Below are 24,757 nucleotides of genomic sequence, written 5' to 3' on the forward strand. Positions count from 1 at the left end.
GGTCAGTAGCCTTTACTGAAGCTGGCGTAGCGGCGGCCGCCGGCATTGCTGGCGTTCAGGCCTAGTTCGGTGGCCATCAGCTTGAGGATGCGCATCATCTCGTCGAGCGACCGATACTGGACGCTCTTATCCTGGTAACGGACGGTGAGCGCGCCCTCGGCGATAGCGGCCTGCAGGGCGTTGTACTGCTCCAAGGTGTAGGCCATCAGGTGCGTTTCTCCCAATATGACGAGCGCCGGCGCGGGCGTTCGTCGGTTGTCGTTGTTTCGCTGGGCAGCTCGGCGGCCAGGGCGTCGAGGTCAAGGCCGAAGCGCTGCTGGCTGATCCGTAGCGCGGCAATGGCGTAGACGAAGCAGTCAAGCGCCTCGTTGCGCCGGCCGCCGGCGTCCCAGCGGTAGACACGCTGACCTTTCTCGACCTTCATCAGCTTGCGTTCGGCAGTGAGTTGCCGAAGTTCGGTTTCGTCGCAGAGATCGTCATTGGCCGGTAGGTGCACACAGCCCGGCACCGGGATGCCAGGTTGCGTCTGTATACGCAGACGGCTGTAGATCAATTCCTTGGCGTTGTCGGTACCGACTTCGGTCAGGTAGACCTTGCTGCCTTTGGCCCGCTGCCGAGGGAAATTGGCGATGGGCTTGCCGTACTGATTCGCGCCCCTGACCGGTACAACCCAGGTCACGCCGTGCTTGCGACTCTCGGTGTAGACCTCATCGGTGTAGTGGCCGCCGGAGTCCCAGCACCAGCGCTCGACCTTCATCAGCAGGCTATCGGCCCGTGTGTATTGCTGGTGGAGCTTGAGTCCGACCTTGCGGCGTAGCTCTTCGCTAGACGGGTCGCCGTGCAGAATCCAGCGGTCCACTAGCCAGCTCTCTTCACCCTGGCCGAACGCCCAGACACGGCCTTCGTAGCGGTCGTCCTGCGTGTCTATGCCACCGACCAGCACCAAGGCGCGCTCGGGTACCTGCGGGTAGACCTCGCGACGGCCGTAGAGCGCTTCCCACTCGACCTTCTCGCCCTGATCGCCTTCCCACACCTCGCCGCGGGTGGTGTTGATGAAGGTGATCAGTTTTTCGCGGTCGCCTTTCACCTTCAGCCACTCGTCGACCAGCTTCAGCCAGGTAGTCCAAGTGCTGTAGATGGCCCAGCAGTAGAAGGTGATCGAGCGCGGCGTTCTGATCGGCTCGTCGTCCGACCCGAACCAGTCCATAGCGTCGCGTGTCCAGATACCGGTCTCTTCGCAGATCCAACGGCCACTCTTGGACGCCTCGACCATGGCCTGGTGAAAGAAGATGGCGGCGCAGTGCTCGCACACATACCAGGCCTTTTCCGCCTCGCCGAGCGCGTTCTTTTCCCACTTCAGCCCGAACTCGCAATCCTTGCCGCCCCATTTCAGGGTCTGTTCCTTGTTGCAATGCGGACATGCGACGTGGAAGCGCAGCTTGTACGGCGACTCGCTGGCGGCCTTGGTGATCTGGCAGTTCTCGGCCTTCTTCGGCGTCGAGCCCCTGATGGACTTCGGGTAGACCGCCCCGTCCAGACGCTTGTCACCCAGGGTTACCGGGTCGCCCTCCCCCTCGACGTCGGGATCGAAGTTTGAGAGCTCGTCGTAAATCACCTCGTCGGCCGACTTCTCCCGGTAGTTGCGGGAGGCCTTGCCGCCACGAATCCACAGGTTTCGGCGGTTCGAGAAGACCTTCTGGTCCAGCGTGTTGTCGCTGTGCTTGCGACCGAACCATGGTGCAAGCTCCATAATCACTGGCACGTCGCGGATCAGACCGTTGACGTGGCTCTTGCTGATGTCTGCAGCGTCCGGGTCGGTCGGACTCCACATCATCACGTTGCGGCGCTTGTGCTGGATCTTGTAGCCGATGTTCGCCATCAGCAGCTTTGTGTAGCCGATACGCGCCGACTTCACGAAATTGACCACCGCGATCAGGTCATTCCCCATCGCGTTGAGGATTGCGACCTGAAAGGGGTCGGTAGTCCACTTGCCCTCGTTGTAAGAGGACTCGGCCGACATGTAGAAGTGCTTGTCGGCCCACTCCACCGCCGTCATCGGCGGCTCTTTGTACAACCCCTGCAATCCCAGTTTTACCGCTGCCCGCAGGTCATTGATCCAGGGTTGCAAGATACTCATCGAGGATTTCCGGAAGATCGTCGCCGAACTGCGCGGTGACATTGCGTGCCAAGGCGATCTCCCGTTCGAAGCTCTCCAGTACGCGCGGATCGATATCGGGATGCCGGCGGCTCACGGTCTTGCAGACGGTTTCGAGTTTCGAGCCGATCTGGGCGGAAATTCTGGCCAGCGCAAAGGTCGCGAACGGCACCGGCACCAGTTGCCGATCATTGACCTGGTTCTTCTGCTCCTGGGCATAGGCCTGAGCCCGGGTCAGCCTCAACTTCTCCTGCGTCAGCTTGAGCTCTGCCAGCGGATCAATACCTTCTGCGTCCACTCCGTCAGGTTGTTGTTTCCGGGCGGCGTGATCGATGCGGTTCTGAACGACGTCCTGCACTCGATAGAACGCCTCGCGGCCGATCCTAGTAACCGGCTGAACGCCCCATTTCTCAAAGGCTTGAGGCGAAATCCCGAGGCTCGCCGCCATCTCGGATTTATTTAACCATCCGCGCTGCTTGGTTGTTTCTTTTTCGGCCATGACAAAACAACAACCAACCTCCGAAATTTGGTCATACATATTTCGCGAGCGGGGCGCGAATTACCCGCAGCCGCCGGGGGCCCCGGAAGGACCCAAGACGGGGGGGTCAGCGGCTGGTTGTTGCGATGGCGTAGTCGAGGGCGCTCCGGAATTCGGCCGCGTAGTTCGCCTTCACCATGTTCTCGGCCACCTGGAAGAACGGGAACCGCACTCGATAGCGAGGCGACCGATCAACGAAGACGAACACCGGGCGCATGGCATCACCCCATGCCGTGCTGCGCCGCTCCCACACACCCATGGTTCCCTCGATCTCCGCAGCGAAGAAGCGATGGGCGTTGCCCTTCTTGCGGCTGCGCCTGCTGCTGGTCGCGTTGGCCTGGTAGCCGCTGACGGTCTCGGCCGCCCCCAGGCCGGACAGGATCTTCATGATCGTGCTGCCCTTCACGTTGCCATGGCTGTCGAGCAGGGCCGGCGTGGGCGTGGCATATTGGCTGGATCGCATGATGCCCCTGGCGATCAGGGCGCGTTCGAATCGCTTATGCCGGCGTGTGCCGCCCTGCACGACAGGCTGCAGGTACCGGTCGGCGGGAATCCCCGAGGACCACTGGTCCTTGAACCAGACGTTAGCCTGCAGGTTCTGCTTGGTCGCCGCCTTCATGTAGAGGCTGTTCAGGGTCTGCTGGATCGGGTTGTCGAGCAGCCTGCGCATGACGCTCAGTTCGCCCTTCTTGATGCGCTGAGCGATGCGAGTGGCCGCCAGCGCCATGGCGAACGGGAGCTGTTTGCTCCCCAGCTCGGAAAACGCCCTGGACAATTCCTTCAGCTCGGGCCGCGCGTCGATCTTCACTACCATTGAGCATCCCCCGCAGCGCTTTTGCCTGCCTCCAGAGCTGTTCCAGCCTGCGCTTGCAGGCAGCGCAGGCCATCAAAATCCCCTCAGCACCGGAGCAAGGTTGCCCCGCGTCTTGAGCAGCCCAATGGCAAGCACACCGTAAATGACGATCATCGGCCATGCAGCAGGCTGTATCACTAGTTTGCCGGTGACGATCTCAAAGCAGGTCGTGATGCAGGCCATCATCACGATTGTTGCCATGACGCTCACGTCGCGGCGGAACCGCGCGCCCCTGCGGCGGTACGTGAACAGCCGGATGAACGTGACGATGCAGAGCAGGCACGTAATCCACGTCAGCAGGATGCTAGCCATCTGTCTCCCCCTTGTTCGTTACCGCTGCCCGCCTTGCCTTGATGGCTGCGAGCGTTGCGGTAACGACACTTGAGGACGCGACGAATGCAGCCGGCCCCGGCAGATCAATCGGACCCACGCCGAATACGGTCATTCCCGCCAGCATAGGGGCAGCCATGTAGCCCATGACTACGGACACAAGCGACAGGGCGATCCGCGACGGAATAGACAGTTCTGCATGCGCAATGAAGTAAACACACCCTCCACAGAGGGCGCCGACTGCCGCCTCCCCGTTGATCATCAGGCCAGCACCAATCACGCCGGCAACCACTACTCCGGCTGTTGAGGGCTCGGCCATTCGGTAACTCCAGAAATACAGCGCAAAATATTAAGCACAAGTATTTACTTTAACCACTTATGCTATATAATAGAGCCATCAACAGAACAGAGGAGAGTTGATGAAATACAACGAGTTCCGGCGATGGCTGGAGGCCCAAGGGGTTGAGTTCACGAAGTCGCGCGGCGGTAGTAGCCACTTCAAGATCAAAGCCCCGAACGGCAAACAGACGATCTTCCCGAATCATGGAGCCAAGGAAATCGGCGAAGGACTCAGGAAGGACATCATCAAGCAACTGGGCCTCAACGACTGAGGCCCAGTCACCCGGAACAGGCATCAACTCTCGAATCAAGACGAGGTGAACATGTACGACTATCCGATCATCGTGCACAGCGAAGCCGGCCATTTCTGGTCGTCGTGCCCGGACATTCCGGAAGCTCATAGCGCGGGCGATACCATCAGTGAGCTGCTGACCAATGCCGTCGATGGCATCTGCCTCGCGCTGACCATCTATGTCGATAAGGGGCGCAGCATTCCGCCAGCTTCTCCCGTAGGGGAAGGCCAGCACGTTGTGCACCTCCCCGCCCAGGCCGTCGCCAAGATCGCGCTGTGGAACACCATGCGCGAGAAAGGGCTGCGAGTTGCCGATCTGGCCCGACTGCTCGAAGTCTCCCACCCCGTAGCCGGCCGCCTGGTCGACTTCGATCACACATCGAAGATGGAGCAGATCGAGCGGGCATTGGCAGCTCTCGGCAAGCGCCTTGCGGTTTCCGTCGAGGCGGCTTGAGCAGGCAACAAAAAGCCCCGACAGATCGCTCTGGCCGGGGCTCGTGTGTTCAGGCGGTAAAACCGCAAAGTAGCTGAAAATGTACAGTTTTCCCGTACGGATATCAAGCTGCCGGGCACATGCCTTCCAGCACGCCATCGACCCATGCAACACCAGCTTTCCGTAGCTGGCGTGCCTTCCCCTCGCTGAATCCAAGCCGTCTGCCTACATTGGCGAATGTTGCATCCTGGCTGGTGTAGTAGTAGTGATGGCTGCGAGCGTTGCGGTTACGACACTTGAGGACGCGACGAATGCAGCCGGCCCTGGCAGATCGATCGGGCCCACGCCGAATACCGTCATGCCGGCCAGCATCGGGGTAGCCATGTAGCCCATGACCACCGATACAAGCGACAGGGCGATCCGCGACGGAATAGACAGTTCTGCATTCGCGATGAAATAGACGCACCCGCCACAGAGTGCGCCAATCGCCGCCTCGCCGTTGATCATCAGGCCAGCACCAATCGCACCGGCAACTACTACTCCGGCTGAACTTGGCTCGGCCATTCGGTAACTCCAGAAATAGGGCGCCGCCATCACCGAAGGGATCGACCGGATCTGGCGGAATAAAAATAAGTATAATAAGGATTTTTTCGGTGTTTACTCGGTAAATCTCTTGCCTATACTTATATAAATACTTATAATTGCCTCACAGACAACGAGGCGAACATGAACAAGATCAACTGGACGAAGAAAGCGGTTAAGCAGCTCTCGAAGATCAGCAAGCCCGACCAGGTCAAGATCTACGATGCAGCTCAAGCGCTGGCCCACATGCCGAACGTCCAGAACATCAAGAGCCTCACCAACCACAAGTACGGCTACCGGCTTCGGGTGGGCAACTACCGCGTCATGTTCGACTGGGACGGCAGCGTCAAGATCGTCAATATCGAGGAGGTCAAGAAGCGCGATGAACACACCTACTAACGTCCAGATCATCAACGGGCCGGATGGGGCACCGGCCTTCGTGGTCATCCCCTATGCCGACTATGTGGCTACCCATCCTCGAAAAGACCTGGTGCCGAACGAGGTTGTCGGCTACATGGTCAAGGAGGGGCTTACCGCCATCGGCGCATGGCGAAAATACCTCGGGCTTACCCAGTCCGAGGTAGCCTCTCGCATTGGCATATCTCAAGCGGCATACGCACAGCAGGAGGCAGCAGTCAAGCCGCGCAAAGCCACTAGGGCAAAGATCGCTGAAGCGCTTGGGGTCAGCGCTGATCTTCTTGACCTGTGAAACGAGAAAGCCCCGACAGATCGCTCTGGCCGGGGCTCGTGTGTTCAGGCGGTAAAACCGCAAAGTAGCTGAAAATGTACAGTTTTCCCGTACGGATATCAAGCTGCCGGGCACATGCCTTCCAGCACGCCATCGATCCATGCAACACCAGCTTTCCGTAGCTGGCGTGCCTTCCCCTCGCTGAATCCAAGCCGTCTGCCTACATTGGCGAATGTTGCATCCTGGCTGGTGTAGTAGTACAGCAGCACATCTGCGGACTCCGGGTAGCCTCGCCGCAACCGGCTGACAAGCCCATCGATCAGCAGCCCCTCATCGTCGGTAATCATCGGTGTCGGCAATGTGCTTACCTGGCACGCTGACACCCCGGAACCTTGAATAACCCATATCCCCCAATGCTGGAGCAGATCCTCAGTATCTCGCCGTTTCACGCCGTTTCCCCCGCTTCGAATTCTGAAAAATGCACCACCGTCCTTGGCCACGCCATGTAGGCATCGATCGACTTCCTGGCCTCGTCCAGCCCCCGGCACACCATCGCCAGGTACCCCTCCCGCTCCACCTTCAGCAGGAAGGTCCGCTGCGAGTCCGACACCGCAGCGTCATGCGGCGGGCTGGCCTTGAACTCGATGTACAGCCCGAAATACCCGCCCCGGGCCATCGGCAGCTTGATGTCGCTCACCCCGGACTTCACCCCCTGGGCCTTCAGCTTCGCCGCCACGGCCTTCACCCGGTGCCCACCATTGGGGATGTGATAGGCCAACTCCCAGGCCTCCGGATGCCGCACACGCAGCCAGTTGAACAGCGCCGCCTGCTCCATCCCCTCGTAGTCCACCGAGGGCCGGCGAGGCTTCACCGTTCGTCCTCTCACTGCCGTTGCGACCATTTCAGGGCCTCCCTTTTGGTGATTCCAGAAAAGCGCTGGGGGTTAGAGCCGGCGCGGCCTCCGGCAATTCTGCGGAGTCGGTCAAACCCGCCACCGTACCGCAGTGAATCGCGCCGAAACCACGCTCATCCAGCCAGCCATGCCACTTCTCCAGCGCCTCGCGCTTCAATGCATCGGCACTGGTCTGGATGTAGGCCTGCGCGATCGAACTCATCGTGTGGTTGAGCAGCATCTCGCCGATCAGGTAGTCCACCCCCAGCTCGGCCCAGCCGGTGCGGGCTAGCTTGCGCAGGTCATGGCTCGACCACTGCCCGCCGCCCAGGCCGGCGAAGATCGCACTGGCCGCCTTCTCGCTGATCGGCTGACCGCTGCGCCCCGGGAACAGGATGGCCGGCTCCTTGCCCCTGGCCTGCTGGATCTCGCGGTACCGGCGCAGCAGCGCGCAGGCCTGCTCGGTCAGCGGCAGCATATGCTCGGTCCGGGTCTTGGTGTTCTCCGCCGGGATCAGCCACACACGCTCGCTTAGGCTGATATGCCGCCAGCGTGCCTGCCTGGTTTCGCCGATCCGCGTGCCGTGGGCCAGCATCAACAGGGCCAGCATCCCCTCTGCCGGCGCCGCCTCGAAGCGCGCCCCCAGGGTCACCAGCAGGCTCTCCACGTCCATGCCGTGCAAGCGCGCTGCCCTGGGCTTCACCTTGGTCTGCACGAAGTCGCTGAACTTCACCCCATCGATGGGGTTCTGGTCGATCATCTCCAGCCGCAGCGCCTGGCGAAACGCCACGGCCAGCACCCGAAGGATCTGCCGCACGTAGATCAGCGACACGCTCTCCTGCAGGGGCCACATCAACGCGCCGTCCAGCGACTGGCGGTTCAGCTCGGCCAGCCGCATCTCGCCGATGCGCGGCATCAGGTGGCAATCGATCATCGACCGGATGCCCGTCTTGCGCTTGGCCGACAGAGCCCTGTCGCGGGCCGCCCGCTCCCGGTACCACTCCAGCAACTCGCCAACCGTCGACCAGCCGCCTCGGCCCACCACGGCCTCCGGATCGGCCGCCAGGCGCGCCAGCACCTCGGGCAGCACCGCCAGCGCGGCCTTCGTGTTCAGCTCAGGCCAGCCGGCGAACCGCTTCCACTCGCCCGCGGCCCGCACATCCCAGCTCCCCCGGGTCCGCTCCTCGAGAAAGCGCAGGCGCAGCGCCGGATGCTGCGCCGCCCGTAGCCGGCCCACCTCAGGCCGTGCCGCCTGCCGCCGGATCTCCGCGTCCGACATCGCTACCGTCAGCGTCATGCTACTCAATCCACAACCCCCAACTTCCGCAACTGCTCCCAGGTGTCCCGTGCCAGCTCACGCAGCACGGCCTGCCGTTCCTGATCACTCATCGAACGCAGCCGCCCCTCCCTTGCCCCAGCACATCCCCCTTGCTCAGCGCCACCTCAGCCCGCTCAGCCAGCCGACCATCCCGGTGCGCCGCGTCGTACATGGCCCGCAGCTCGTTCAGCGGCTGGTGGCAGTAGCGGCCGTTCTCGCGGGTGAAATTCGTGTAGCCCAAGCGCTGGGCGTGAAACTTGAAATCCGTGTCATGCATCGTGGTTTCCTCGCTTGATTCCCAATTTCGCCAGCAGCGCCGCCCGGGCGCCCTGCCCGGCCTCTGCCAGCCCTTGCTCGCGCAGCCGCTCCTGCAGCGCCTGCTCGCCAGCCCTCTCCGCCCGCTCGGCCGCCGTGCGCGACCCGTCCCACTCCAGCGCCTGCATGGGCTCTCCCAGCGTCTCGTCGCGGGCCAGACGCCTCAGCAGCTGCGCGTAGGCACTGCCGAACCGGCGACGCAGTGCATCGGCGCCACCGGCCCCTTGACGCAGCTCCCAGAAGCCCACCGCTGCCGCGGCCAGGCGCACCGCCTCATGGCTCCAGCGCCAGCTATCCAGGCTCGCGCAGCCCTGCACGGCCTCGCGCCAGGCGGTTTCCTCCTCGGGCAGCCCCAGCATCTGGGCAGTCGGCAGGCACCAGGCCACGAATTGGCCGATGCTCGGCGCGAACGCCGAACCGCTGCGGCGGCACTGCTCGATGCCGAAGCGCACCTGCTCGATCGTGCGGATACCCGAAGCCTGCAGCCCCTTGGTCCAGCTGCGTTTGGCCAGCGCCAGCGCCTTGTCGTCCGGCCACGCCTGACGCCAGGCCGGGAAGATCGCCTGCAGCTGCAGGAAGACCATATCCACCACCGCGGCGGTCTGCTCGTCGACCTCGCCGAGCGGCCGGGTGGATACCTGCCCACCAGGGAGCGCCTGCCCGGCGGCGAGCCGCGTACTGGTCATGGCGACCACGTTCCTGATCGGCTTCACAGGTCGTACTCCGTCATGGTCCGCCAGCTGGGATCGTCGAAGTCCGGCCCGTTGGCGCGGCGCTGGCCTTTGCCCGGGAAGCTCACCACGGCGGCCGGCCGGGCAGCCGCCTGCACCGTGTCGCGCTTGACCCAGTTGACCAGGGCCGCCAGCCACTCGCGTTCGGTCTTCGCCAGCCCCTTGGCCTCGTGGTGGATCACGAAGCCGGCGATGGCTTCGCGGTTGAACAGGTCCAGCGGCAGGCCAGCCATCGCAGCACGGGCCTTGAGCTGGACCTGGTCGGGCACCCACTCCAGGTGCATCGGGAATAGGCCGGTGACGGACGCTGCCGGCTCGGCATGTGCGGGCTGGGCAGGCTCCGGATCCGGCTCGATGGGCGCAGCGTCCTCGCCCGCGGGAGTGAGAGAGGGTTTTACCTCTGTATCTGTATCTGGGGGCGTTTCTGTAACGTTACATGCCTGTTTCTTGTCCGCCTTCTTCTTCGCACGATGCGCTGCAACCCGCGCCGCGCTTGAGTCGGAGAGGTATTGACGCTTGTCCCAGGCGGTCGGGCGGTTGTCGTCGGTGATCAGCTTCTTGCCCAGCAGGACGGCCTTAGTTGCCGCCCACTCTTCGCTGCTGATGCGAAGCTGAAACGCAATTTCGTCGTCGTGTAACGTTACATCGCCGTTACTGCAACGCAGGCACAACAGCATGATGTAGCGGCGCTGGTTGGCTTCGTTGAGCATCTGGACCTTGGGGTCGGTGGCGAACTCGCCGTACATGCGAAACCACTGGTTGGCCATCAGGCAACCCTCCCGGCCAGCTTCTCGCCCAGCAGCACCAACCCCTTGCGCGTCACCAGTACCTGCTCGGCGACCTTCTGCTGCCCGGTCTCATCGTTGATGCCGATCACCTTCAGCTTGTGCACCAGCACGCCCTGCTGCAGGCGCGGCTGATAGGCCAGCCAGCGGGTGGAACCAGTGCGGCGGTAGATCCAGCGGTTTTCCTGCAGCCACTGGAACAACGCCTTGGGCTGAATGCCTACCTGCTTGGCCGCATCGGTGATGCAGATCGCCCCCGCCGTGTCGGTCAGTACCTCCAGGGTGCGCACCTTCGGCGCCTGCTCGGCGACAACCGACTGCAGGCGATCGTTCTGCTCGGCCAGATCGGCAGCCAGGCGCAGCGCCTCGGGCAGCGTTTGCGGAATTGCCGGAGCGTGACATGTCACGCCATAGCTTCCGGTCTTGCGGATGCTCGGCAGCACCTCGCCCACTACCCACTCCTCGAAGCGCTCGGCGGCCGGGAGCTGGGACTTCATCACCAGGCGGTACAGGTCACGCTCGGGGATGAGCGTCATGTCCTGCATGCCTCCAGCAGTGAGGACGCCCCGAATCAGGGCCCCCTTGCAGTGACTGGCAATTGCATTGCGCGGTTTGGCGTAGCCCAGTACCTCAGCTACGTCCTTCGCCACGAACCACGGCTCCCCGTCGATGGACACGACGCGAACCTCAGCCTTCTCGAAATTGAAAAGCTGGACTTCTTGCGGCATTATTCAATCACCTTGTGTGGCGCCTCGGCGCCGTTGAAGAAGCCGGGCCGTCATCCCGGCTTTTTTGTTGCCCGCGATTCGGCCTATTAGGCTGCCTTCACCGAGGCTTCCAGCACGTCCAGGCTCTGGTGTGCATGCCCAATCTCGCGCCGGATCAAGGCCTCTTCGGTCTGGCTCACATGGCCATCCTCGAGCGCGTCGTGCACCACGCGAGTCACGTCGGCCACTTCCTTGGTCATGTGTAACAGAGCAGCCGCAAGGGTCTGCGGCTCGGCCTTCTCCTTGGCTACCAGCTCGAAGCCGAACTCGGCGGCCAGAGCCTGCAGCGGTCGCACGTCGCCAGCATGCAGCAGGATCTGGAAGAACTGCTCGACGTTGAGCCGGTGGGCATCATTGTTGGGATTGGCACGCTGGAGCAGCGAGACATGGCTGACGCCCATCTTTCGGGCCAGATTCTTGGCACCAGCATCCAGCACCGCGTCATGCAGGGCCTTCAGAAACTCGTCCATCCGTAAAACCTCTCTGGTCTTTCAGGCGCGCCCTGGAGCACGCCAAGGCAATCTGGAATAACTGGAAGCCACCACAGGTAATCCCATGCAGCAGCTCGAAAAATCTGATCAGGAAGCGACTTTCAGCAGGTTCGGGCACAAGTCGACAGCCTTGAACTTGCCTTGCGTTACTGCTTCGGCCTTTAGTGCGGTTACTGGGCTCATGCCATGACGTCCTCTGACCCACCCAGAGACGGTGCCTTGATCAACACGCAAGGCATCTGCAGTCTTCTGCTGCGTGCCGAAATGCGCGATCAGGGATTGGTAGATGTTCATTTAGAATCCTCTTACGGGAATACCCATATACTAGGATACGGGAATACCCATTTGCAAGGATACGGGTGCGCCCATATCGTTTGCACCATGGAATTCAAAGACCGCTTAAAGACCGCCCGCAAACACGCAAAACTGACCCAGGCCCAGCTCGCAGGAAGGGTTGGAGTCAATCAAACGTCGGTTTCCGACCTTGAGCGCGGAAAGTCCCAATCCACCAGCTACATTGCGCAGATCGCGCAAGCCTGTGGCGTGAGCGCAATTTGGCTGGCTAGCGGAAAAGGCGAAATGATCTCGGGCAAGCCGGGCAACGACTTGGAGTTCGAGCCCGGCCCGGCCATCACCAGCCCCTGGCGCACGATACCCATCATCGGCACAGCACAGATGGGCGCCGAAGGTTACTGGCATGCCCTAGAGTCGGCGGACGGCTACGTCGAAATGCCGACACGCGATAAGCACGCCTATGCGCTGCGGCTCAAGGGAAATTCCATGGCGCCGGCCATCAAGAGCGGCTGGGTGGCCGTGATCGAGCCGAACGGCCTGTTGATTCCTGGGGAATACGTCATGGTCCGCCTGGTCAACGAGGAATGCATGCTGAAGGAACTGCTCTACGCCAACGACGTGGAGGTCAGCCTCGCCTCTGTGAACGATGCCTATGAGCGCCGCACGATCCCAGTAGAGCAAATCGAACTGATCCACGCCGTCGGTGCCGTCTGCCCGCCGAGCAAGGTCAGGGGGTAGGGGCAGCGCCTCGCCTACGCGACCAAGAACCCGACGAGCACACCTTGCCAACCAGTCGTCAATACAAGCCATTCGTCGCAATTGAAGAAACCAACGGCAGTCTCTATGATCTGTATATACAAGGCCGGCTGGGGGGCGAGCTTGAAAGGTCTGATTATTTCTGATGCGATCCAAGAGAAGCTGGATAGGAAGCATGGCGGCATCACAAGGCGCGAGATCGAACAGTGCTTCGAGAACTGCGAGGGGGAACACCTCGTGGATACGCGCGAGGAACACAGGACAGACCCGCCTACAAAATGGTTCGTTGCCCAAACAAACACTGGGAGGCTTCTTAAAGTAGTTTTTGTATTCAAGGATGGATCGGTCTATTTGAAGACCGCGTATGAAGCAAACCCTGATGAAATACGTATATACGAGAAATTTGCCTTAAACGGGTAAAGAGAGGGAGCCATGAGCAACACACAATTGTGGGAGGACGGAAGCCTTGGCCAAAGCCTAGACCATACGGCCGTAGCCTCCGGCTCAAAAAGAGAAGTAGACGAAGCGCTAGGCCTTCAATTGATTTCAATTAGGCTTCAAAAACAGCTTCTGTGTGACCTAAAGAAAATCGCCGATTACCATGGAATCGGCTATCAGCCTATGATCCGTGACCTTCTGAATCGATTCGCTCAATCCGAAATCAAGAAAATTCTGATTGAGCGCCTGCACGAAATCGAAGAAAAAGATCGCACCGCAAGCGAAACCAGCACTATCCCCGTTAAAGAGTTTCTGGAAAAACAGCGCGCTTGACCTCCAAAGGTTACAAAGCCCCGCCATGCGCGGGGCTTTTCGTCTCTGCCATCCAGTCTCACCTGTAGCGCTCGGCCACCCACGAGCAAGCAAAAAGCATTGATGTCAACCTGACACGAATAAGACTCTTTTCGGTACGCATGTACGGCATTCATCCAGTCGCAAGGAGAGTGCTGTATGTCGTCAGAGCCCGCGCTATCACCCACCAGAATCAAATCTCCAGCTATCACCGGCTTGTTTGGCGCATCAACCATCAAGTGCTCTCGTTATCAAGAGCGATGACTGAGCGGCAAGCAATTCTCGCCCCCTCACCCAACGACCACCCAGAAGACTGGGAGCGCCTGCTGGGCAAGATCGAGGAAAGCGACAACGCGAGATGACCAGGCGCGAGGACGGCAGCATCCATGTGCGATGGAGCTGGCCAGAGCAGTGACATAGAGCCCGCCACCGAGCGGGCTTTTTTGTAGCCCATAGAAAATTATGGGAATACCCATTGACAGATAAAACGGGAACACCCATATTTTGTCCCATCGGCAGCACGCAGCGCCGACAGACAAGCCGGACGCGCCGGCTAGCTCGGATGGTGGCGAAGCAGCATCCCCAGCCCCGCGGACCAGGACGCAGAAATTGCCTGGCAACAAACGGGACCGACTGGAAATAACAGATATGCGCCCAGCCGGACGTGGCGCCAGTAACGCCGGCCAGAAAGACCGATTTCCTCGATGCCATTGGCGACAGCGGCATCCGGGAAACCACCAGCAGAAGGAAGCCGAAGCATGAAACCCACCGACGTTGCCGAGTTCATCAACTCGCTGAACGCCTCCATCTTCACCCAGCAGGTCGGCACCGCCCTGTCTGCCGTCGCCGCCGGCGTCGTCGAGCATAACAAGCAGGGCGAAGTCACCCTCAAGTTCAAGATGAAGCGCATCGGCGAAAGCAACCAGGTCGCCATCACCCACACCCTGGACTACATCGAGCCTACCAAGCGCGGCAAGCGCCGCGAGGACACCACCCTTGATACCCCGATGTACGTCACCGCCAACGGGCTCGAACTGTTCCAGACCGACCCGACAGCGCAACTGTTCAACCGCGACCAGGCCCCTGTCCTGCCGCGCTAACACCACGCAAAGCAAAACCACCAGGAACACATCATGCCTCTCAGTAAAGAAGCGCTGCAGATCATCATCGACAACGCCGTCGCCGCCGCCGGCGGAACCCCGGAAACCCACACCCCAGTGGCTATCCTTCCGGGCTCCTTCTCCATGGTCGACATGGAAAAGTATCAGCACGGGCGCTCCCGCTTTCGCGGCGCCCTGAGCACCACCAGCCTGGCAGACTTTGCCGGCTACGTGATCGACCGTCGCGGCATTGACCCTGCCAAGGGCTTCGTCGACCAGGATGCCATGCGCTGCGTTGTGTTCTTCAACCTGGGTGACGAAACCAGCCCAGGCCACGCCGACGACACCGCCACCCTGACCCTCAAGCCAACCGCCGCCTACTCCGCCGTGCAGGCGATCGCCGGCGAGCCGCTCAGTCAAAAGGCCCTCGCCGAGTGGATGGAGGACTGGCACGCTAACCTGCTGGCCGAAAGCGAATCCGGCGAGCAGATGAGCACCGTCCAGGCCATCGCCGCCGTGCGCAACATCACCATCAAGTCCGCCAGCGAACGCACCCACGTCGAGGCGAACTTCGCCGCCCAGCGCAGCGCAATGGATGCCATCGAGGCCAAGAGCCAGGAAACCCTACCGGGCGCCCTGCACTTCACCTGCATCCCCTATGAAGGCCTCGGCAAGCGCGTCATCACCCTGCGCCTGTCGATCCTCACCAGCGGCGAAAAACCCGTGCTCAAGCCCCGTTGGGTCGGTGAGGAACAGGCCCGCGAAGAAATCGCCAACGAGTTCAAGGCCGTCCTGGCCAGCGAGATCGGCGACACCGCAACCCTAACCCTCGGCACATTCAACCCGGGCAAGTAATCCGCCAAGCAGCATGGCGCACCGCGCAACGGTGCGCCCACACTCCCCGGCCAAGCCGCGCCGGGAGGGAGAGTTTTGCCTATGAAACGGGAGCTGATCAAGATCAGCGAGTTCCAGCGGCGACGCTGGGGCGACAATGGAACCCCCATGTGCTCCCAGGCAATCAGGAACCAGATCCGCAACGGCGTACTGCCGGGCGAGCAGATCGGCAAGCTATGGTATGTGGACTGGACGGCGTTCAGTCGATCGACGACCAGCAGCGACCTGGTGGCCATGGTCCTGAAAGGAGTGGCGTAATGCCCCCTCGTCCACGCAACAAGGCCAATCGTAGTCTGCCGCAGAACCTCTACTTCGACGCTCGCCGCGGCACATACCGGTACCGCCGGCCGAGCGACGGGAAGTGGTTCCAGTTCGGCACCGACCGCGCCAAGGCGATAGACGCCGCGAAGCAGCTCAACCTGACCTTCATGCGGGGCGCCGACCTCGTGTCGAAGGTGCAGGGGGTAGCATCTGACTCGTTTAGCAGCTTCCTCGACACCTACGAGCGCGAGGTTTTGCCGCCAAGGGAGTTGGCCAAGGGCACGCTTGACCTGTACGCAGTACGGTTCCGGCAGTTCCGCAAGGCGTTCGAGGGGAAAGCTGTCGACGAGATCACCATTCGAATGGTTGCCGAGCTGCTGGACAGCTTGACGCCCAGGGCGGCGAATCAGGCCCGAGCCCTACTTGTCGACGTGTTCAACCACGCCGCAGCAAAGGGGCTGTGCCCTGACAACCCAGCGGCCAACACAATCCCGAAGATCGAGAGGAAGCAGCGCCGTCGGCACACCGTAGATGGGCTGCGCGCAATCCGAGAGAAGTCTCCGGCCTGGCTGCAGAACGCAATCGACCTAGCGCTGATCACCGCCCAGCGACGGACCGACATCCTCAGCATGCGGTTCGACGACATCCGCGATGGATTCCTCTACGTCATCCAGCAGAAGACAGCCAAAGCCAGCGACGCGGCATGGATCAGGTTCAGGGTCACGCCGCAACTGCAGGAGGTCATCAGTCGGTGCAGGGACAACGTGCCCTCCCCATTCCTGATCCACCGCCGGCCGGAGCGCAAGCGCCAGAAGCAGGCCGAGCAGAAGGAGCACTGGACGAAGATCGAGGAGCGCTACCTGACCAGGGCATTCAAGGACGCCAGGGACGAGGCAGGATGCTATGCGGACTGGAAAGAGGAGGAACAACCAGGGTTCCATGAGATTCGCGCCCTATCCCTGCACCTCTACAAGAAGGCCGGAAAGGACGGACAGAAGATCGCTGGGCATGCGAGCGAAGAGATGACGAGGAACTATCAGCGCGGCCATGCTGATGTGGTTTGGTCGGATGCTGTTCCAGACCTCGATATTGGCGAAATCGCCAGATAGTTTTGCGCGCATTTTGCGCCGGTTTTGCGCAAGGCCACAAATGGAAACGGGACCAGAGCCATAAGCTACTGATCCCGTTGATATTTTTGGTCGGGACGGAGTGATTCGAACACTCGACCCCTTGCACCCCATGCAAGTGCGCTACCAGGCTGCGCTACGCCCCGACTCTTCCGCCCCAGCTCGCTGGAGCGGGTTGAACTATATATTAAGCTTCTGAAAAATGGAAGTTTTTTTGCGGCTACGACTACTTGCGCAAGACCTGAAGGACATCCTCTAACTCGGCAACCGTCTGACGGATCAATTGCCGATACTGGGTCGTCTCTTCCCTGGCCTCATCGCCGGAAAGACGCAGGCGTGCCCCACCGATAGTGAAGCCCTGCTCGTACAGCAGAGCTCGGATATGCCGGATCATCAAGACATCCTGGCGTTGATAATAGCGACGATTGCCTCGGCGCTTGACCGGATTGATCTGAGGGAATTCCTGTTCCCAGTATCGCAATACGTGCGGCTTGACCGCGCAGAGCTCGCTAACCTCGCCAATGGTGAAGTAACGCTTCCCGGGGATGGGCGGTAACTCGTCGTTATGGCTTGGTTCCAGCATAGGCCTCAACCCTAGCTTTCAGCTTCTGCCCTGGACGAAAGGTGACGACACGCCGTGCCGTAATCGGGATTTCCTCCCCCGTTTTGGGGTTGCGACCGGGCCGCTGGCGCTTGTCGCGCAAGTCGAAATTGCCAAAGCCGGACAATTTGACCTGTTCGTTGTGCTCCAGTGCCTGGCGGATTTCCTCGAAGAACAGCTCCACCAATTCCTTGGCTTCCCGCTTGTTCAGGCCAAGCTCCTCGTAGAGACGTTCTGCCATCTCAGCTTTCGTCAGAGCCCCCATACACTACTTCCTTAACGTCGCATTAAACCTTTCTTCCAGAGAGGCGAGGATATTCTGGGTTGTACTATTCACCTCATCATCGTTAAGAGTGCGCGATGGATGTTGCCAGGTCAAGCCGACGGCCAGGCTTTTTCGTTGCGGATCAATACCTTTACCCTGATAGACATCGAACAGCCGAAGATCGGTCAGGTATTCCCCCGCCGCTTCGCGAATGGTTTGCAGCACCGCCTCTGCCGGAGTATCGCGGTCGACGATCAGAGCGAGGTCACGGCGGACCTCGGGGAAACGCGAAAGCTCATGGAAAGCCGGCAGGCGGCCGGCTGCGATTTCCGCCAGGACCAGCTCGAACAAGAAGAGTGGCTGGTCCAGCCCCAGTACTTTGCCCAGCTCGGGATGCAGGGCACCTAGGAAGCCGACCAAGCGCCCCGCACGCTCAATCCGCGCGGTCTGCCCTGGATGTAGGGCTGGATGCTCGCCACTGACGAAGCGGTATTCATCGACGGCGCCGGCGGCAGCGATCAAGGCTTCCACATCCGCCTTGGCATCATAAAAATCCACCGCCTCACGGTCATGACTCCAACTTTCCGGCAAGCGGCTGCCAATGACCACACCGGCCAGTACGGCCTCCTGCATGAGGTTGTCCAATTGGCCGACGAAGCGCAACCCACTCTCGAACAGACGCACTCTGGACTGCTGCCGGTTCAGGTTGTGCTGTAGCGCCCTGACTAGCCCTGGCCAGAGCGAGGCCCGCATGGCCGCCATGTCCGCAGAAATAGGATTGGCTAGGGTCAGCGGCTTGACGCCCGGAGTGAAGAGCTCGAACAGTTTGGGGTCAATGAAGCTGTAAGTGATCGCCTCCTGATAACCGCGGGCAACCAGCAGACGGCGCAACATCGGCAGCTCGCTGCGGGCCTCGGCACGAGCCTGCGGGGCCAGACGTGCCTGCGGATAGCGGACCGGCAGATTGTCGTAACCATGCAGGCGACCCAGCTCTTCGATCAGGTCCACTTCAAGGGCGATATCGAAACGATGACTGGGTACTTCGATCCGCCACTCGCCAGAAGCCCCGCCACTGACCTTCAGCCCCAGGGCGACGAGTGAGCGCTCCACTTCGCCCGGCTCCACAGGCATGCCAAGCATCTGCTCGATGCGCCCGGCACGCAGAGTGATCGGTGCAACTTTCGGAAGGTTCGACGAATCGACCACCTCGACGACGGGCCCGGGCTCGCCACCGACGATCTCCAGCAACAACGCAGTGGCACGCTCCATTGCTTCGCGAGCCAGTTGCCAGTCGACACCACGTTCGAAGCGATGCGAGGCATCGGTATGCAGACCATAGGATCGCGCCTTGCCGGCAATGGCAATAGTGTCGAAGAAGGCGCTTTCCAGGAACAGGTCGCGGGTAGTGCAGGAAACACCACTGTGCTCGCCCCCCATCACTCCGGCGATCGCCAGGGCACGCTGGTGGTCCGCGATCACCAGGGTGTCGGCACGCAGGCTGACCTCCTGCCCATCGAGCAGGATCAGTTTCTCCCCCTCGTCGGCCATGCGCACACGGATGCCGCCCTGAATCTCGGCGAGATCGAAAGCGTGCATCGGTTGTCCCAGTTCGAGCATCACATAATTGGTCACATCGACCGCAGGGTCGATAGTACGGACACCGGAACGGCGCAAACGCTCGACCATCCACGGCGGAGTCGGCCGTGACAGCTCGACGTTGCGCACCACCCGCCCGAGATAGCGTGGACATGCCTGGGGAGCCAGCACTTCGACAGGACGGACCTCGTCATGTACTGGCGGCACGGCGGCGATCGCCGGACGCCTGAGCGGGACAGAGTAGAGAGCCCCTACCTCGCGAGCCAATCCGGCTAGGGACAGACAATCACCACGGTTGGGGGTCAGGTCCACCTCGATGCTGGCATCTTCCAGATTGAGGTAGGTGCGGATGTCCAGCCCCAACGGCGCATCGGCCGGTAGCTCCAGCAACCCATCGTTTTCCTCGCTGATCTTGAGCTCGGCCGCCGAACAAAGCATGCCGAAGGATTCGACACCGCGCAGCTTGGCCTTCTTGATCTTGAAGTCCTCGCCCAGTACCGCACCGAGCATCGCGAAGGGGATTTTGATCCCCGGCCGGGCATTGGGCGCGCCGCAGACCACCTGGAAAACCTCACTGCCGTTGCCGACCCGACAAACTCGCAACTTGTCGGCGTCGGGATGCGGCTCGGTGGAAAGAATCTCGCCCACCACCACACCGCTGAAATCGCCCGCCACAGGGGCGACGCTGTCCACTTCGAGACCGGCCATGGACAGGCGAGCCACCAGTTCATCGCGGGACACCTGCGGATTGACCCAGTCCCGCAGCCATTGTTCGCTGAATTTCATCCTGTTCTCCCAAAGAATTCGGTTACGGTCGCGGCCCTAGCGGAATTGCGCGAGGAAGCGCAGATCGTTGTCGAAGAACAGGCGCAGGTCGTTGACGCCATAACGCAGCATGGCCAGACGCTCAACGCCCATACCGAAGGCGAAGCCTTGGTATTTCTCCGGATCGATGCCGGACATGCGCAGCACATTGGGATGCACCATGCCGCAGCCCATCACTTCCAGCCAGCCGGTGTGCTTGCACACCCGGCAACCATGCCCGCCGCATATCACGCACTGCATGTCGACTTCGGCCGACGGCTCGGTGAAAGGAAAGAACGAAGGCCGGAAGCGCACGCCCAGCGGTTTCTCGAAGAACACCCGGAGGAACTCCTCGATGGTGCCCTTGAGGTCGGCGAAACTGATACCCTCGTCGATCAACAGCCCCTCGACCTGATGGAACATCGGCGAGTGGGTGATATCCGAGTCGCAACGATAGACACGTCCCGGACAGACGATGCGGATGGGTGGCTGGCTACTTTCCATGGTGCGCACCTGAACCGGCGAGGTATGGGTACGCAGCAGCATATTGGCATTGAAATAGAAAGTGTCGTGCATCGCCCGAGCAGGATGGTGGCCGGGGATGTTGAGCGCCTCGAAGTTGTGGTAATCGTCCTCGACTTCGGGGCCTTCGGCGACGCTATAGCCGATGCGAGTGAAGAATTGCTCGACGCGCTCGAGGGTACGGGTCACCGGATGCAGACCTCCGGAAGCCTGGCCACGCCCCGGCAGCGTGACATCGATACGCTCGGCGGCCAACCTGGCGGTCAGCGCTGCGGACTCGAGATCGGCCTTACGCGTATTGAGGGCTTCCTGAACGCTGTTCTTGGCAGTATTGATCAGGGCACCGGCCTTCGGGCGCTCCTCGGCCGAAAGCTTGCCGAGCGTCTGCATCAACTGGGTCAGTTCGCCCTTCTTGCCAAGGTAATGGACCCGGAGTTGCTCCAGGGCATTGACGTCTTCGCTATGTTGCACGGCCTCAAGCGCTTGCGCGACCAGTGCATCCAGGTTTTCCATGTGCAACCTCCAGGGGGTCTTGCAGAACTATCTTGACCTTGACGCCCAGTTCGATCCCGCCTCAGCAGGCGGCCCGCCAGAAACGCAAGGGTCGGCTTTGCAAAAGCCCCTTCTCAAATACGAAATAGGGGAAGAGCACTAGGCTCTTCCCCTATAGGTGACGCTCGGTACCGGGCAATGCCCGGGACTATCGAGGGATCAAGCCAGGACGGCTTTGGCCTTCTCGACAATCGCGGCGAACGCCGCTTTTTCGTTCACTGCCAGATCGGACAGAACCTTGCGGTCGATCTCGATGGTCGCCTTCTTCAGGCCGGCGATCAGACGGCTGTAGGACAGACCGTTCTGACGGGCACCGGCATTGATACGGGCGATCCACAGGGCACGAAACTGACGCTTGCGCTGACGGCGGTCACGGTAGGCGTACTGGCCGGCCTTGATCACCGCCTGCTTGGCGACGCGGAATACGCGGGAACGCGCACCATAGTAGCCCTTGGCGAGTTTCAGGATTTTCTTGTGACGGCGACGAGCGATGACGCCACGCTTGACACGAGCCATGAGTAATTACCTCTGCAGTCTTGACCGGAATTAACGAACGCGCAGCATGCGTTCGACTTTGGCAACGTCGGACGGGTGCATCAACGAAGTGCCGCGCAGTTGGCGCTTACGCTTGGTCGTCATCTTGGTCAGGATATGGCTCTTGAAAGCGTGCTTGTGCTTGAAACCACTTGCAGTCGGCTTGAAGCGTTTCTTGGCACCACTCTTGGTTTTCATCTTTGGCATGTTCGGATACTCCGCATTCAGTCAATACACATAACCACAAGGCCTGCCAGTGCCCTGGAGGTTATTTTCGTTTTTTCGGGGCGATGACCATCATCAGTTGGCGTCCTTCCAACTTCGGATGCTGTTCCACGGTGCCGAATTCGGCGAGATCGTTTTCGACCCGCTTCAACAGCTCCATGCCCAACTCCTGGTGGGCCATCTCGCGGCCACGGAATCGCAGGGATACCTTGGCCTTGTCCCCTTCGTTAAGGAAACGTACCAGGTTGCGTAGTTTTACCTGGTAATCCCCTTCCTCAGTTCCGGGACGGAACTTGATTTCCTTGATCTGGACTTGCTTCTGATTCTTTTTCGCCGCAGCGACCTGCTTTTTCTTCTCGAACAGGTGCTTGCCGTAGTCCATGATCCGACATACGGGCGGTACTGCATCTGCGGAAATCTCCACCAGATCCAGCTTGGCTTCTTCCGCTACACGAAGCGCTTCATCAATCGAGACGATGCCAATCTGCTCACCGTCCACTCCAATTAACCGAACCTCGCGTGCCGAGATATTCTCGTTGATCGGAGCCTTCGGTTGAGCTTTTCTATCTTGTCTCATTTCACGCTTAATAATGATTACTCCAATTCTTGGCGACCACGCCGGGCAACTGCCTGCGCCAGCATCTCACGGAATTGCTCGACGGGCATCGTGCCCAGATCGACTCCTTCACGGGTACGTACAGCTACGGAGTGCGTCTCGACCTCCCGATCTCCGATCACCAAGAGATAGGGAACCTTGAGCAAAGTATGCTCGCGAATTTTAAAACCGATCTTTTCGTTTCTCAAGTCGCACTTGGCGCGGAAACCACCTTGATTGAGTGTCCGCTCGACCTCGAGTGCAAATTCGCCCTGCTTGTCGGTGATGTTCATGATTACCGCCTGGGTCGGTGCAAGCCAAGCAGGGAAAGCGCCTTCGTAATGCTCGATCAGAATACCGATGAAGCGCTCGAAAGAACCCAGGATGGCACGGTGCAACATCACCGGATGCTGGCGCTCGTTATTCTCGCTGACATACTCGGCCCCGAGACGAACCGGCAGGTTGAAGTCTAGTTGCAAGGTACCGCACTGCCAAACACGCCCCAAGCAGTCTTTCAGGGAAAACTCGATTTTCGGCCCATAGAAAGCCCCTTCCCCCGGCTGCAACTCGTAAGGCAGGCCGGCGCTCTCCAAGGCTGCAGCCAGTGCCTGCTCGGCACGATCCCAAAGCTCGTCGGAACCGACACGTCTTTCCGGCCGGGTGGACAGCTTCAACTGGATGTCCTGGAAACCGAAATCGGCATAGACCTGCTGGGTCAGCCTGATGAAGGCGGCGGACTCGGCCCGCATCTGCTCTTCGGTACAGAAGATATGGGCATCGTCTTGGGTAAAGCTTCGCACCCGCATGATGCCGTGCAGTGCACCCGACGGCTCGTTACGGTGACAGGCACCGAACTCGGCCAGGCGCAACGGCAATTCGCGATAGCTCTTCAGGCCCTGGTTGTACACCTGCACATGGCAAGGACAATTCATCGGCTTGATTGCGTAGTCGCGGCTTTCCGATTCGGTGGTAAACATGTTCTCGGCATAGTTGGCCCAATGCCCGGACTTCTCCCAAAGCACGCGATCGACCACCTGAGGCGTCTTGATCTCCAGATAGCCATTTTCCCGCTGGACGGCGCGCATGTACTGCTCGAGCACCTGATAGATGGTCCAGCCATTGGGATGCCAGAAGACCATGCCCGGCGCCTCTTCCTGGGTATGGAACAGGTCAAGACGCTTGCCGAGCTTGCGGTGGTCGCGCCTCTCAGCTTCCTCGATGCGCTGGATATAGGCAGCCAACTGCTTCTTGTCCGCCCAGGCGGTGCCATAGACGCGCTGCAACTGCTCATTCTTGGCGTCGCCGCGCCAGTAGGCGCCGGACAGCTTGGTCAATTTGAAGGCCTTGAGGAAACGGGTATTCGGCACATGCGGACCGCGACACATGTCGACGTATTCCTCATGGTAATACAGTCCCATCGCCTTCTCGTCAGGCATGTCGTCGATCAGGCGCAGCTTGTAGTCCTCGCCACGGGACTTGAACACCTCGATCACCTGCTCGCGCGGGGTCATCTTCTTGACGACATCGTAGTCCCTGTCGATCAGTTCGCGCATACGCTGCTCGATGGCCGCCACATCTTCCGGCGTGAAAGGACGCTCGTAGGCAATATCGTAATAGAAACCCTCGTCGATCACCGGGCCGATCACCATCTTCGCCGTCGGATACAACTGCTTGACCGCATGGCCGACCAGATGCGCACAGGAGTGGCGAATGATCTCGACCCCCTCCTCATCCTTCGGAGTGATGATCTGCAGGATCGCATCATGATCGATCAGATCGCAGGCATCGACCAGTTTGCCATCTACCTTGCCGGCTACAGTGGCCTTGGCCAGACCGGCACCGATGGACTGGGCGACCTCGGCGACCGAAACGGGATGATCGAATGTACGCTGACTGCCATCGGGAAGAGTGATGATGGGCATGGCGCCTCCTCTCCTAGTGGTGACCCCTACCAAAGGCCACATGGGTTGGGATGAGCCAGTAAAGCGATCCGTCGGATATGCCTGCCTCACGTTGGCAGGAGCCCAAAGGGCCCGATCCGAGCAAACCGGAGTCACTGGAAGTAAAAACTGAGGGATCTTTCAGAAAGCCGAACCATTTGGCAAGCAGCCTATAAAAGGTTTTTTCGCGGCCTTTTCATTTACATTTTTGGTGAATCCAATCGAACGAGAGCAGGCCATCGCATCAAGGCGAAGGCAGGCTATTTATCTTTATGTATCGAACAGAAAGGGAAAGCGGACCCGATCGCTTGATCGAATTGCGCGCACTCTAGCATGAATTCAATGAATTTGGTGCCGCATTTCCCTTGAAAAACGCCGTGATAGCCAAAAAAT

The 24,757-nt window shown here is 60.4% G+C and carries 36 protein-coding genes and 1 tRNA gene; 12 read left to right on the forward strand and 25 right to left on the reverse strand.

Annotation, left to right across the window (positions count from 1 at the left end; translation table 11 throughout):
• Window positions 1-2 precede the first annotated feature (2 nt).
• From ACGI6K_RS12815 to ACGI6K_RS12840, 6 genes are all read right to left on the reverse strand, one after another.
• Complete coding sequence (locus ACGI6K_RS12815) at window positions 3-206, reverse strand: phage head-tail joining protein (protein ID WP_376947140.1); 204 nt, start codon at window positions 204-206, stop codon at window positions 3-5.
• Entirely contained in the window at window positions 206-2,137 is a 1,932-nt protein-coding gene (locus tag ACGI6K_RS12820) for a phage terminase large subunit family protein (protein WP_376947138.1), read from the reverse strand. Before ACGI6K_RS12820 ends, ACGI6K_RS12815 begins: the two co-directional genes overlap by 1 nt.
• Window positions 2,109-2,654: a terminase small subunit gene (locus ACGI6K_RS12825; RefSeq protein ID WP_376947136.1), complete on the reverse strand. Its 546-nt coding sequence runs from the start codon at window positions 2,652-2,654 to the stop codon at window positions 2,109-2,111. The genes ACGI6K_RS12820 and ACGI6K_RS12825 overlap by 29 nt, the downstream gene beginning before the upstream one ends.
• Before the next feature lie 106 nt (window positions 2,655-2,760).
• On the reverse strand, window positions 2,761-3,507 hold the full coding sequence (locus ACGI6K_RS12830) for a hypothetical protein (RefSeq protein ID WP_376947134.1): 747 nt from the start codon (window positions 3,505-3,507) through the stop codon (window positions 2,761-2,763).
• A 72-nt stretch (window positions 3,508-3,579) separates the two neighbouring features.
• Complete coding sequence (locus ACGI6K_RS12835) at window positions 3,580-3,858, reverse strand: phage holin family protein (protein WP_394542928.1); 279 nt, start codon at window positions 3,856-3,858, stop codon at window positions 3,580-3,582.
• The gene (locus ACGI6K_RS12840) at window positions 3,851-4,195 is read right to left on the reverse strand and encodes a putative holin (RefSeq protein WP_394542929.1); all 345 of its coding nucleotides are present in this window, start codon (window positions 4,193-4,195) and stop codon (window positions 3,851-3,853) included. The genes ACGI6K_RS12835 and ACGI6K_RS12840 overlap by 8 nt, the downstream gene beginning before the upstream one ends.
• 100 nt (window positions 4,196-4,295) lie before the next feature.
• Between ACGI6K_RS12840 and ACGI6K_RS12845 the strand changes: the two genes are divergently transcribed.
• Both ACGI6K_RS12845 and ACGI6K_RS12850 read left to right on the forward strand, forming a co-directional pair.
• Entirely contained in the window at window positions 4,296-4,487 is a 192-nt protein-coding gene (locus ACGI6K_RS12845; protein WP_152389436.1) for a type II toxin-antitoxin system HicA family toxin, read from the forward strand.
• Between the two features lie 51 nt (window positions 4,488-4,538).
• Window positions 4,539-4,961, forward strand: a complete 423-nt coding sequence (locus ACGI6K_RS12850; protein WP_376942892.1) for a type II toxin-antitoxin system HicB family antitoxin — start codon at window positions 4,539-4,541, stop codon at window positions 4,959-4,961.
• 204 nt (window positions 4,962-5,165) lie between these two features.
• Here ACGI6K_RS12850 and ACGI6K_RS12855 read toward each other — a convergent pair whose 3' ends face one another.
• Window positions 5,166-5,504: a putative holin gene (locus ACGI6K_RS12855; RefSeq protein ID WP_376942890.1), complete on the reverse strand. Its 339-nt coding sequence runs from the start codon at window positions 5,502-5,504 to the stop codon at window positions 5,166-5,168.
• A 162-nt stretch (window positions 5,505-5,666) separates the two neighbouring features.
• Here ACGI6K_RS12855 and ACGI6K_RS12860 point away from each other — a divergent pair, with 162 nt between their 5' ends.
• A complete protein-coding gene (locus tag ACGI6K_RS12860; protein WP_376942888.1) occupies window positions 5,667-5,921 on the forward strand; it encodes a type II toxin-antitoxin system RelE family toxin in 255 nt (84 codons plus the stop codon).
• Window positions 5,905-6,231: a helix-turn-helix domain-containing protein gene (locus ACGI6K_RS12865; RefSeq protein ID WP_376942886.1), complete on the forward strand. Its 327-nt coding sequence runs from the start codon at window positions 5,905-5,907 to the stop codon at window positions 6,229-6,231. The genes ACGI6K_RS12860 and ACGI6K_RS12865 overlap by 17 nt, the downstream gene beginning before the upstream one ends.
• 98 nt (window positions 6,232-6,329) lie before the next feature.
• Here the strand turns inward: ACGI6K_RS12865 and ACGI6K_RS12870 are convergent, their stop codons facing one another.
• The 9 genes from ACGI6K_RS12870 to ACGI6K_RS12910 all read right to left on the reverse strand — a co-directional run bounded on the left by ACGI6K_RS12870 (window position 6,330) and on the right by ACGI6K_RS12910 (window position 11,803).
• Window positions 6,330-6,659: an antiterminator Q family protein gene (locus tag ACGI6K_RS12870; RefSeq protein WP_376942884.1), complete on the reverse strand. Its 330-nt coding sequence runs from the start codon at window positions 6,657-6,659 to the stop codon at window positions 6,330-6,332.
• Window positions 6,656-7,111: a VRR-NUC domain-containing protein gene (locus tag ACGI6K_RS12875; protein ID WP_376942882.1), complete on the reverse strand. Its 456-nt coding sequence runs from the start codon at window positions 7,109-7,111 to the stop codon at window positions 6,656-6,658. The genes ACGI6K_RS12870 and ACGI6K_RS12875 overlap by 4 nt, the downstream gene beginning before the upstream one ends.
• Window position 7,112: 1 nt before the next feature.
• Window positions 7,113-8,399, reverse strand: coding sequence for a tyrosine-type recombinase/integrase (locus ACGI6K_RS12880; protein ID WP_376942880.1), 1,287 nt, complete (start codon window positions 8,397-8,399; stop codon window positions 7,113-7,115).
• A gap of 88 nt (window positions 8,400-8,487) precedes the next feature.
• Window positions 8,488-8,697, reverse strand: coding sequence for a hypothetical protein (locus tag ACGI6K_RS12885; protein ID WP_376942878.1), 210 nt, complete (start codon window positions 8,695-8,697; stop codon window positions 8,488-8,490).
• Entirely contained in the window at window positions 8,690-9,448 is a 759-nt protein-coding gene (locus ACGI6K_RS12890; protein WP_377968686.1) for a replication protein P, read from the reverse strand. Before ACGI6K_RS12890 ends, ACGI6K_RS12885 begins: the two co-directional genes overlap by 8 nt.
• Window positions 9,445-10,233: a DnaT-like ssDNA-binding domain-containing protein gene (locus ACGI6K_RS12895; protein ID WP_376942874.1), complete on the reverse strand. Its 789-nt coding sequence runs from the start codon at window positions 10,231-10,233 to the stop codon at window positions 9,445-9,447. Before ACGI6K_RS12895 ends, ACGI6K_RS12890 begins: the two co-directional genes overlap by 4 nt.
• The gene (locus ACGI6K_RS12900) at window positions 10,233-10,979 is read right to left on the reverse strand and encodes a phage antirepressor (RefSeq protein WP_376942872.1); all 747 of its coding nucleotides are present in this window, start codon (window positions 10,977-10,979) and stop codon (window positions 10,233-10,235) included. The genes ACGI6K_RS12895 and ACGI6K_RS12900 overlap by 1 nt, the downstream gene beginning before the upstream one ends.
• 86 nt (window positions 10,980-11,065) lie before the next feature.
• A complete protein-coding gene (locus ACGI6K_RS12905; protein WP_376942870.1) occupies window positions 11,066-11,488 on the reverse strand; it encodes a phage regulatory CII family protein in 423 nt (140 codons plus the stop codon).
• 108 nt (window positions 11,489-11,596) lie between these two features.
• Complete coding sequence (locus ACGI6K_RS12910) at window positions 11,597-11,803, reverse strand: Cro/CI family transcriptional regulator (protein ID WP_376942868.1); 207 nt, start codon at window positions 11,801-11,803, stop codon at window positions 11,597-11,599.
• An 87-nt stretch (window positions 11,804-11,890) separates the two neighbouring features.
• Here ACGI6K_RS12910 and ACGI6K_RS12915 point away from each other — a divergent pair, with 87 nt between their 5' ends.
• The 8 genes from ACGI6K_RS12915 (at window position 11,891) to ACGI6K_RS12950 (ending at window position 16,712) form a co-directional block, all read left to right on the forward strand.
• A complete protein-coding gene (locus ACGI6K_RS12915; RefSeq protein WP_376942866.1) occupies window positions 11,891-12,541 on the forward strand; it encodes an XRE family transcriptional regulator in 651 nt (216 codons plus the stop codon).
• Between the two features lie 105 nt (window positions 12,542-12,646).
• Window positions 12,647-12,979, forward strand: a complete 333-nt coding sequence (locus ACGI6K_RS12920) for an ADP-ribosyl-(dinitrogen reductase) hydrolase (RefSeq protein ID WP_376942864.1) — start codon at window positions 12,647-12,649, stop codon at window positions 12,977-12,979.
• A gap of 12 nt (window positions 12,980-12,991) precedes the next feature.
• Window positions 12,992-13,330, forward strand: coding sequence for a hypothetical protein (locus ACGI6K_RS12925; RefSeq protein WP_376942862.1), 339 nt, complete (start codon window positions 12,992-12,994; stop codon window positions 13,328-13,330).
• A gap of 170 nt (window positions 13,331-13,500) precedes the next feature.
• The gene (locus tag ACGI6K_RS12930) at window positions 13,501-13,710 is read left to right on the forward strand and encodes a DUF1654 domain-containing protein (RefSeq protein ID WP_377968689.1); all 210 of its coding nucleotides are present in this window, start codon (window positions 13,501-13,503) and stop codon (window positions 13,708-13,710) included.
• A 396-nt stretch (window positions 13,711-14,106) separates the two neighbouring features.
• The gene (locus ACGI6K_RS12935; RefSeq protein WP_376942858.1) at window positions 14,107-14,448 is read left to right on the forward strand and encodes a hypothetical protein; all 342 of its coding nucleotides are present in this window, start codon (window positions 14,107-14,109) and stop codon (window positions 14,446-14,448) included.
• Window positions 14,449-14,481: 33 nt separating this feature from the next.
• Window positions 14,482-15,303, forward strand: a complete 822-nt coding sequence (locus ACGI6K_RS12940; protein WP_376942856.1) for a DUF2303 family protein — start codon at window positions 14,482-14,484, stop codon at window positions 15,301-15,303.
• An 81-nt stretch (window positions 15,304-15,384) separates the two neighbouring features.
• Window positions 15,385-15,600 (forward strand): hypothetical protein, encoded by a 216-nt coding sequence (locus ACGI6K_RS12945; RefSeq protein ID WP_072432536.1) that lies wholly within the window; start codon window positions 15,385-15,387, stop codon window positions 15,598-15,600.
• Window positions 15,600-16,712 carry a tyrosine-type recombinase/integrase gene (locus tag ACGI6K_RS12950; RefSeq protein ID WP_376942854.1) on the forward strand — a complete coding sequence of 371 codons (1,113 nt, stop codon included), beginning with the start codon at window positions 15,600-15,602 and terminating at the stop codon, window positions 16,710-16,712. The genes ACGI6K_RS12945 and ACGI6K_RS12950 overlap by 1 nt, the downstream gene beginning before the upstream one ends.
• Window positions 16,713-16,799: 87 nt before the next feature.
• Here ACGI6K_RS12950 and ACGI6K_RS12955 read toward each other — a convergent pair.
• The 9 genes from ACGI6K_RS12955 to thrS form a co-directional block, all read right to left on the reverse strand.
• Window positions 16,800-16,876 (reverse strand) — tRNA-Pro (locus ACGI6K_RS12955).
• 80 nt (window positions 16,877-16,956) lie between these two features.
• Window positions 16,957-17,313 (reverse strand): MerR family transcriptional regulator, encoded by a 357-nt coding sequence (locus ACGI6K_RS12960; protein WP_376942852.1) that lies wholly within the window; start codon window positions 17,311-17,313, stop codon window positions 16,957-16,959.
• Window positions 17,294-17,596, reverse strand: coding sequence for an integration host factor subunit alpha (gene ihfA, locus ACGI6K_RS12965; protein ID WP_011913482.1), 303 nt, complete (start codon window positions 17,594-17,596; stop codon window positions 17,294-17,296). Before ihfA ends, ACGI6K_RS12960 begins: the two co-directional genes overlap by 20 nt.
• 3 nt (window positions 17,597-17,599) lie before the next feature.
• The gene (pheT, locus tag ACGI6K_RS12970) at window positions 17,600-19,978 is read right to left on the reverse strand and encodes a phenylalanine--tRNA ligase subunit beta (protein WP_376942847.1); all 2,379 of its coding nucleotides are present in this window, start codon (window positions 19,976-19,978) and stop codon (window positions 17,600-17,602) included.
• Window positions 19,979-20,014: 36 nt separating this feature from the next.
• The gene (gene pheS / locus ACGI6K_RS12975; protein ID WP_376942844.1) at window positions 20,015-21,031 is read right to left on the reverse strand and encodes a phenylalanine--tRNA ligase subunit alpha; all 1,017 of its coding nucleotides are present in this window, start codon (window positions 21,029-21,031) and stop codon (window positions 20,015-20,017) included.
• A gap of 198 nt (window positions 21,032-21,229) precedes the next feature.
• The gene (gene rplT / locus ACGI6K_RS12980) at window positions 21,230-21,586 is read right to left on the reverse strand and encodes a 50S ribosomal protein L20 (protein WP_012700657.1); all 357 of its coding nucleotides are present in this window, start codon (window positions 21,584-21,586) and stop codon (window positions 21,230-21,232) included.
• A gap of 30 nt (window positions 21,587-21,616) precedes the next feature.
• Window positions 21,617-21,811, reverse strand: coding sequence for a 50S ribosomal protein L35 (gene rpmI / locus ACGI6K_RS12985; RefSeq protein WP_012700656.1), 195 nt, complete (start codon window positions 21,809-21,811; stop codon window positions 21,617-21,619).
• Window positions 21,812-21,872: 61 nt separating this feature from the next.
• Window positions 21,873-22,424: a translation initiation factor IF-3 gene (infC, locus tag ACGI6K_RS12990; protein WP_376942894.1), complete on the reverse strand. Its 552-nt coding sequence runs from the start codon at window positions 22,422-22,424 to the stop codon at window positions 21,873-21,875.
• Window positions 22,424-24,346 (reverse strand): threonine--tRNA ligase, encoded by a 1,923-nt coding sequence (gene thrS / locus ACGI6K_RS12995; protein WP_376942841.1) that lies wholly within the window; start codon window positions 24,344-24,346, stop codon window positions 22,424-22,426. The genes infC and thrS overlap by 1 nt, the downstream gene beginning before the upstream one ends.
• Window positions 24,347-24,757: the final 411 nt, after the last annotated feature.

Source organism: Azorhizophilus paspali (genome assembly GCF_043587585.2).
GTDB lineage: Bacteria > Pseudomonadota > Gammaproteobacteria > Pseudomonadales > Pseudomonadaceae > Azotobacter > Azotobacter paspali.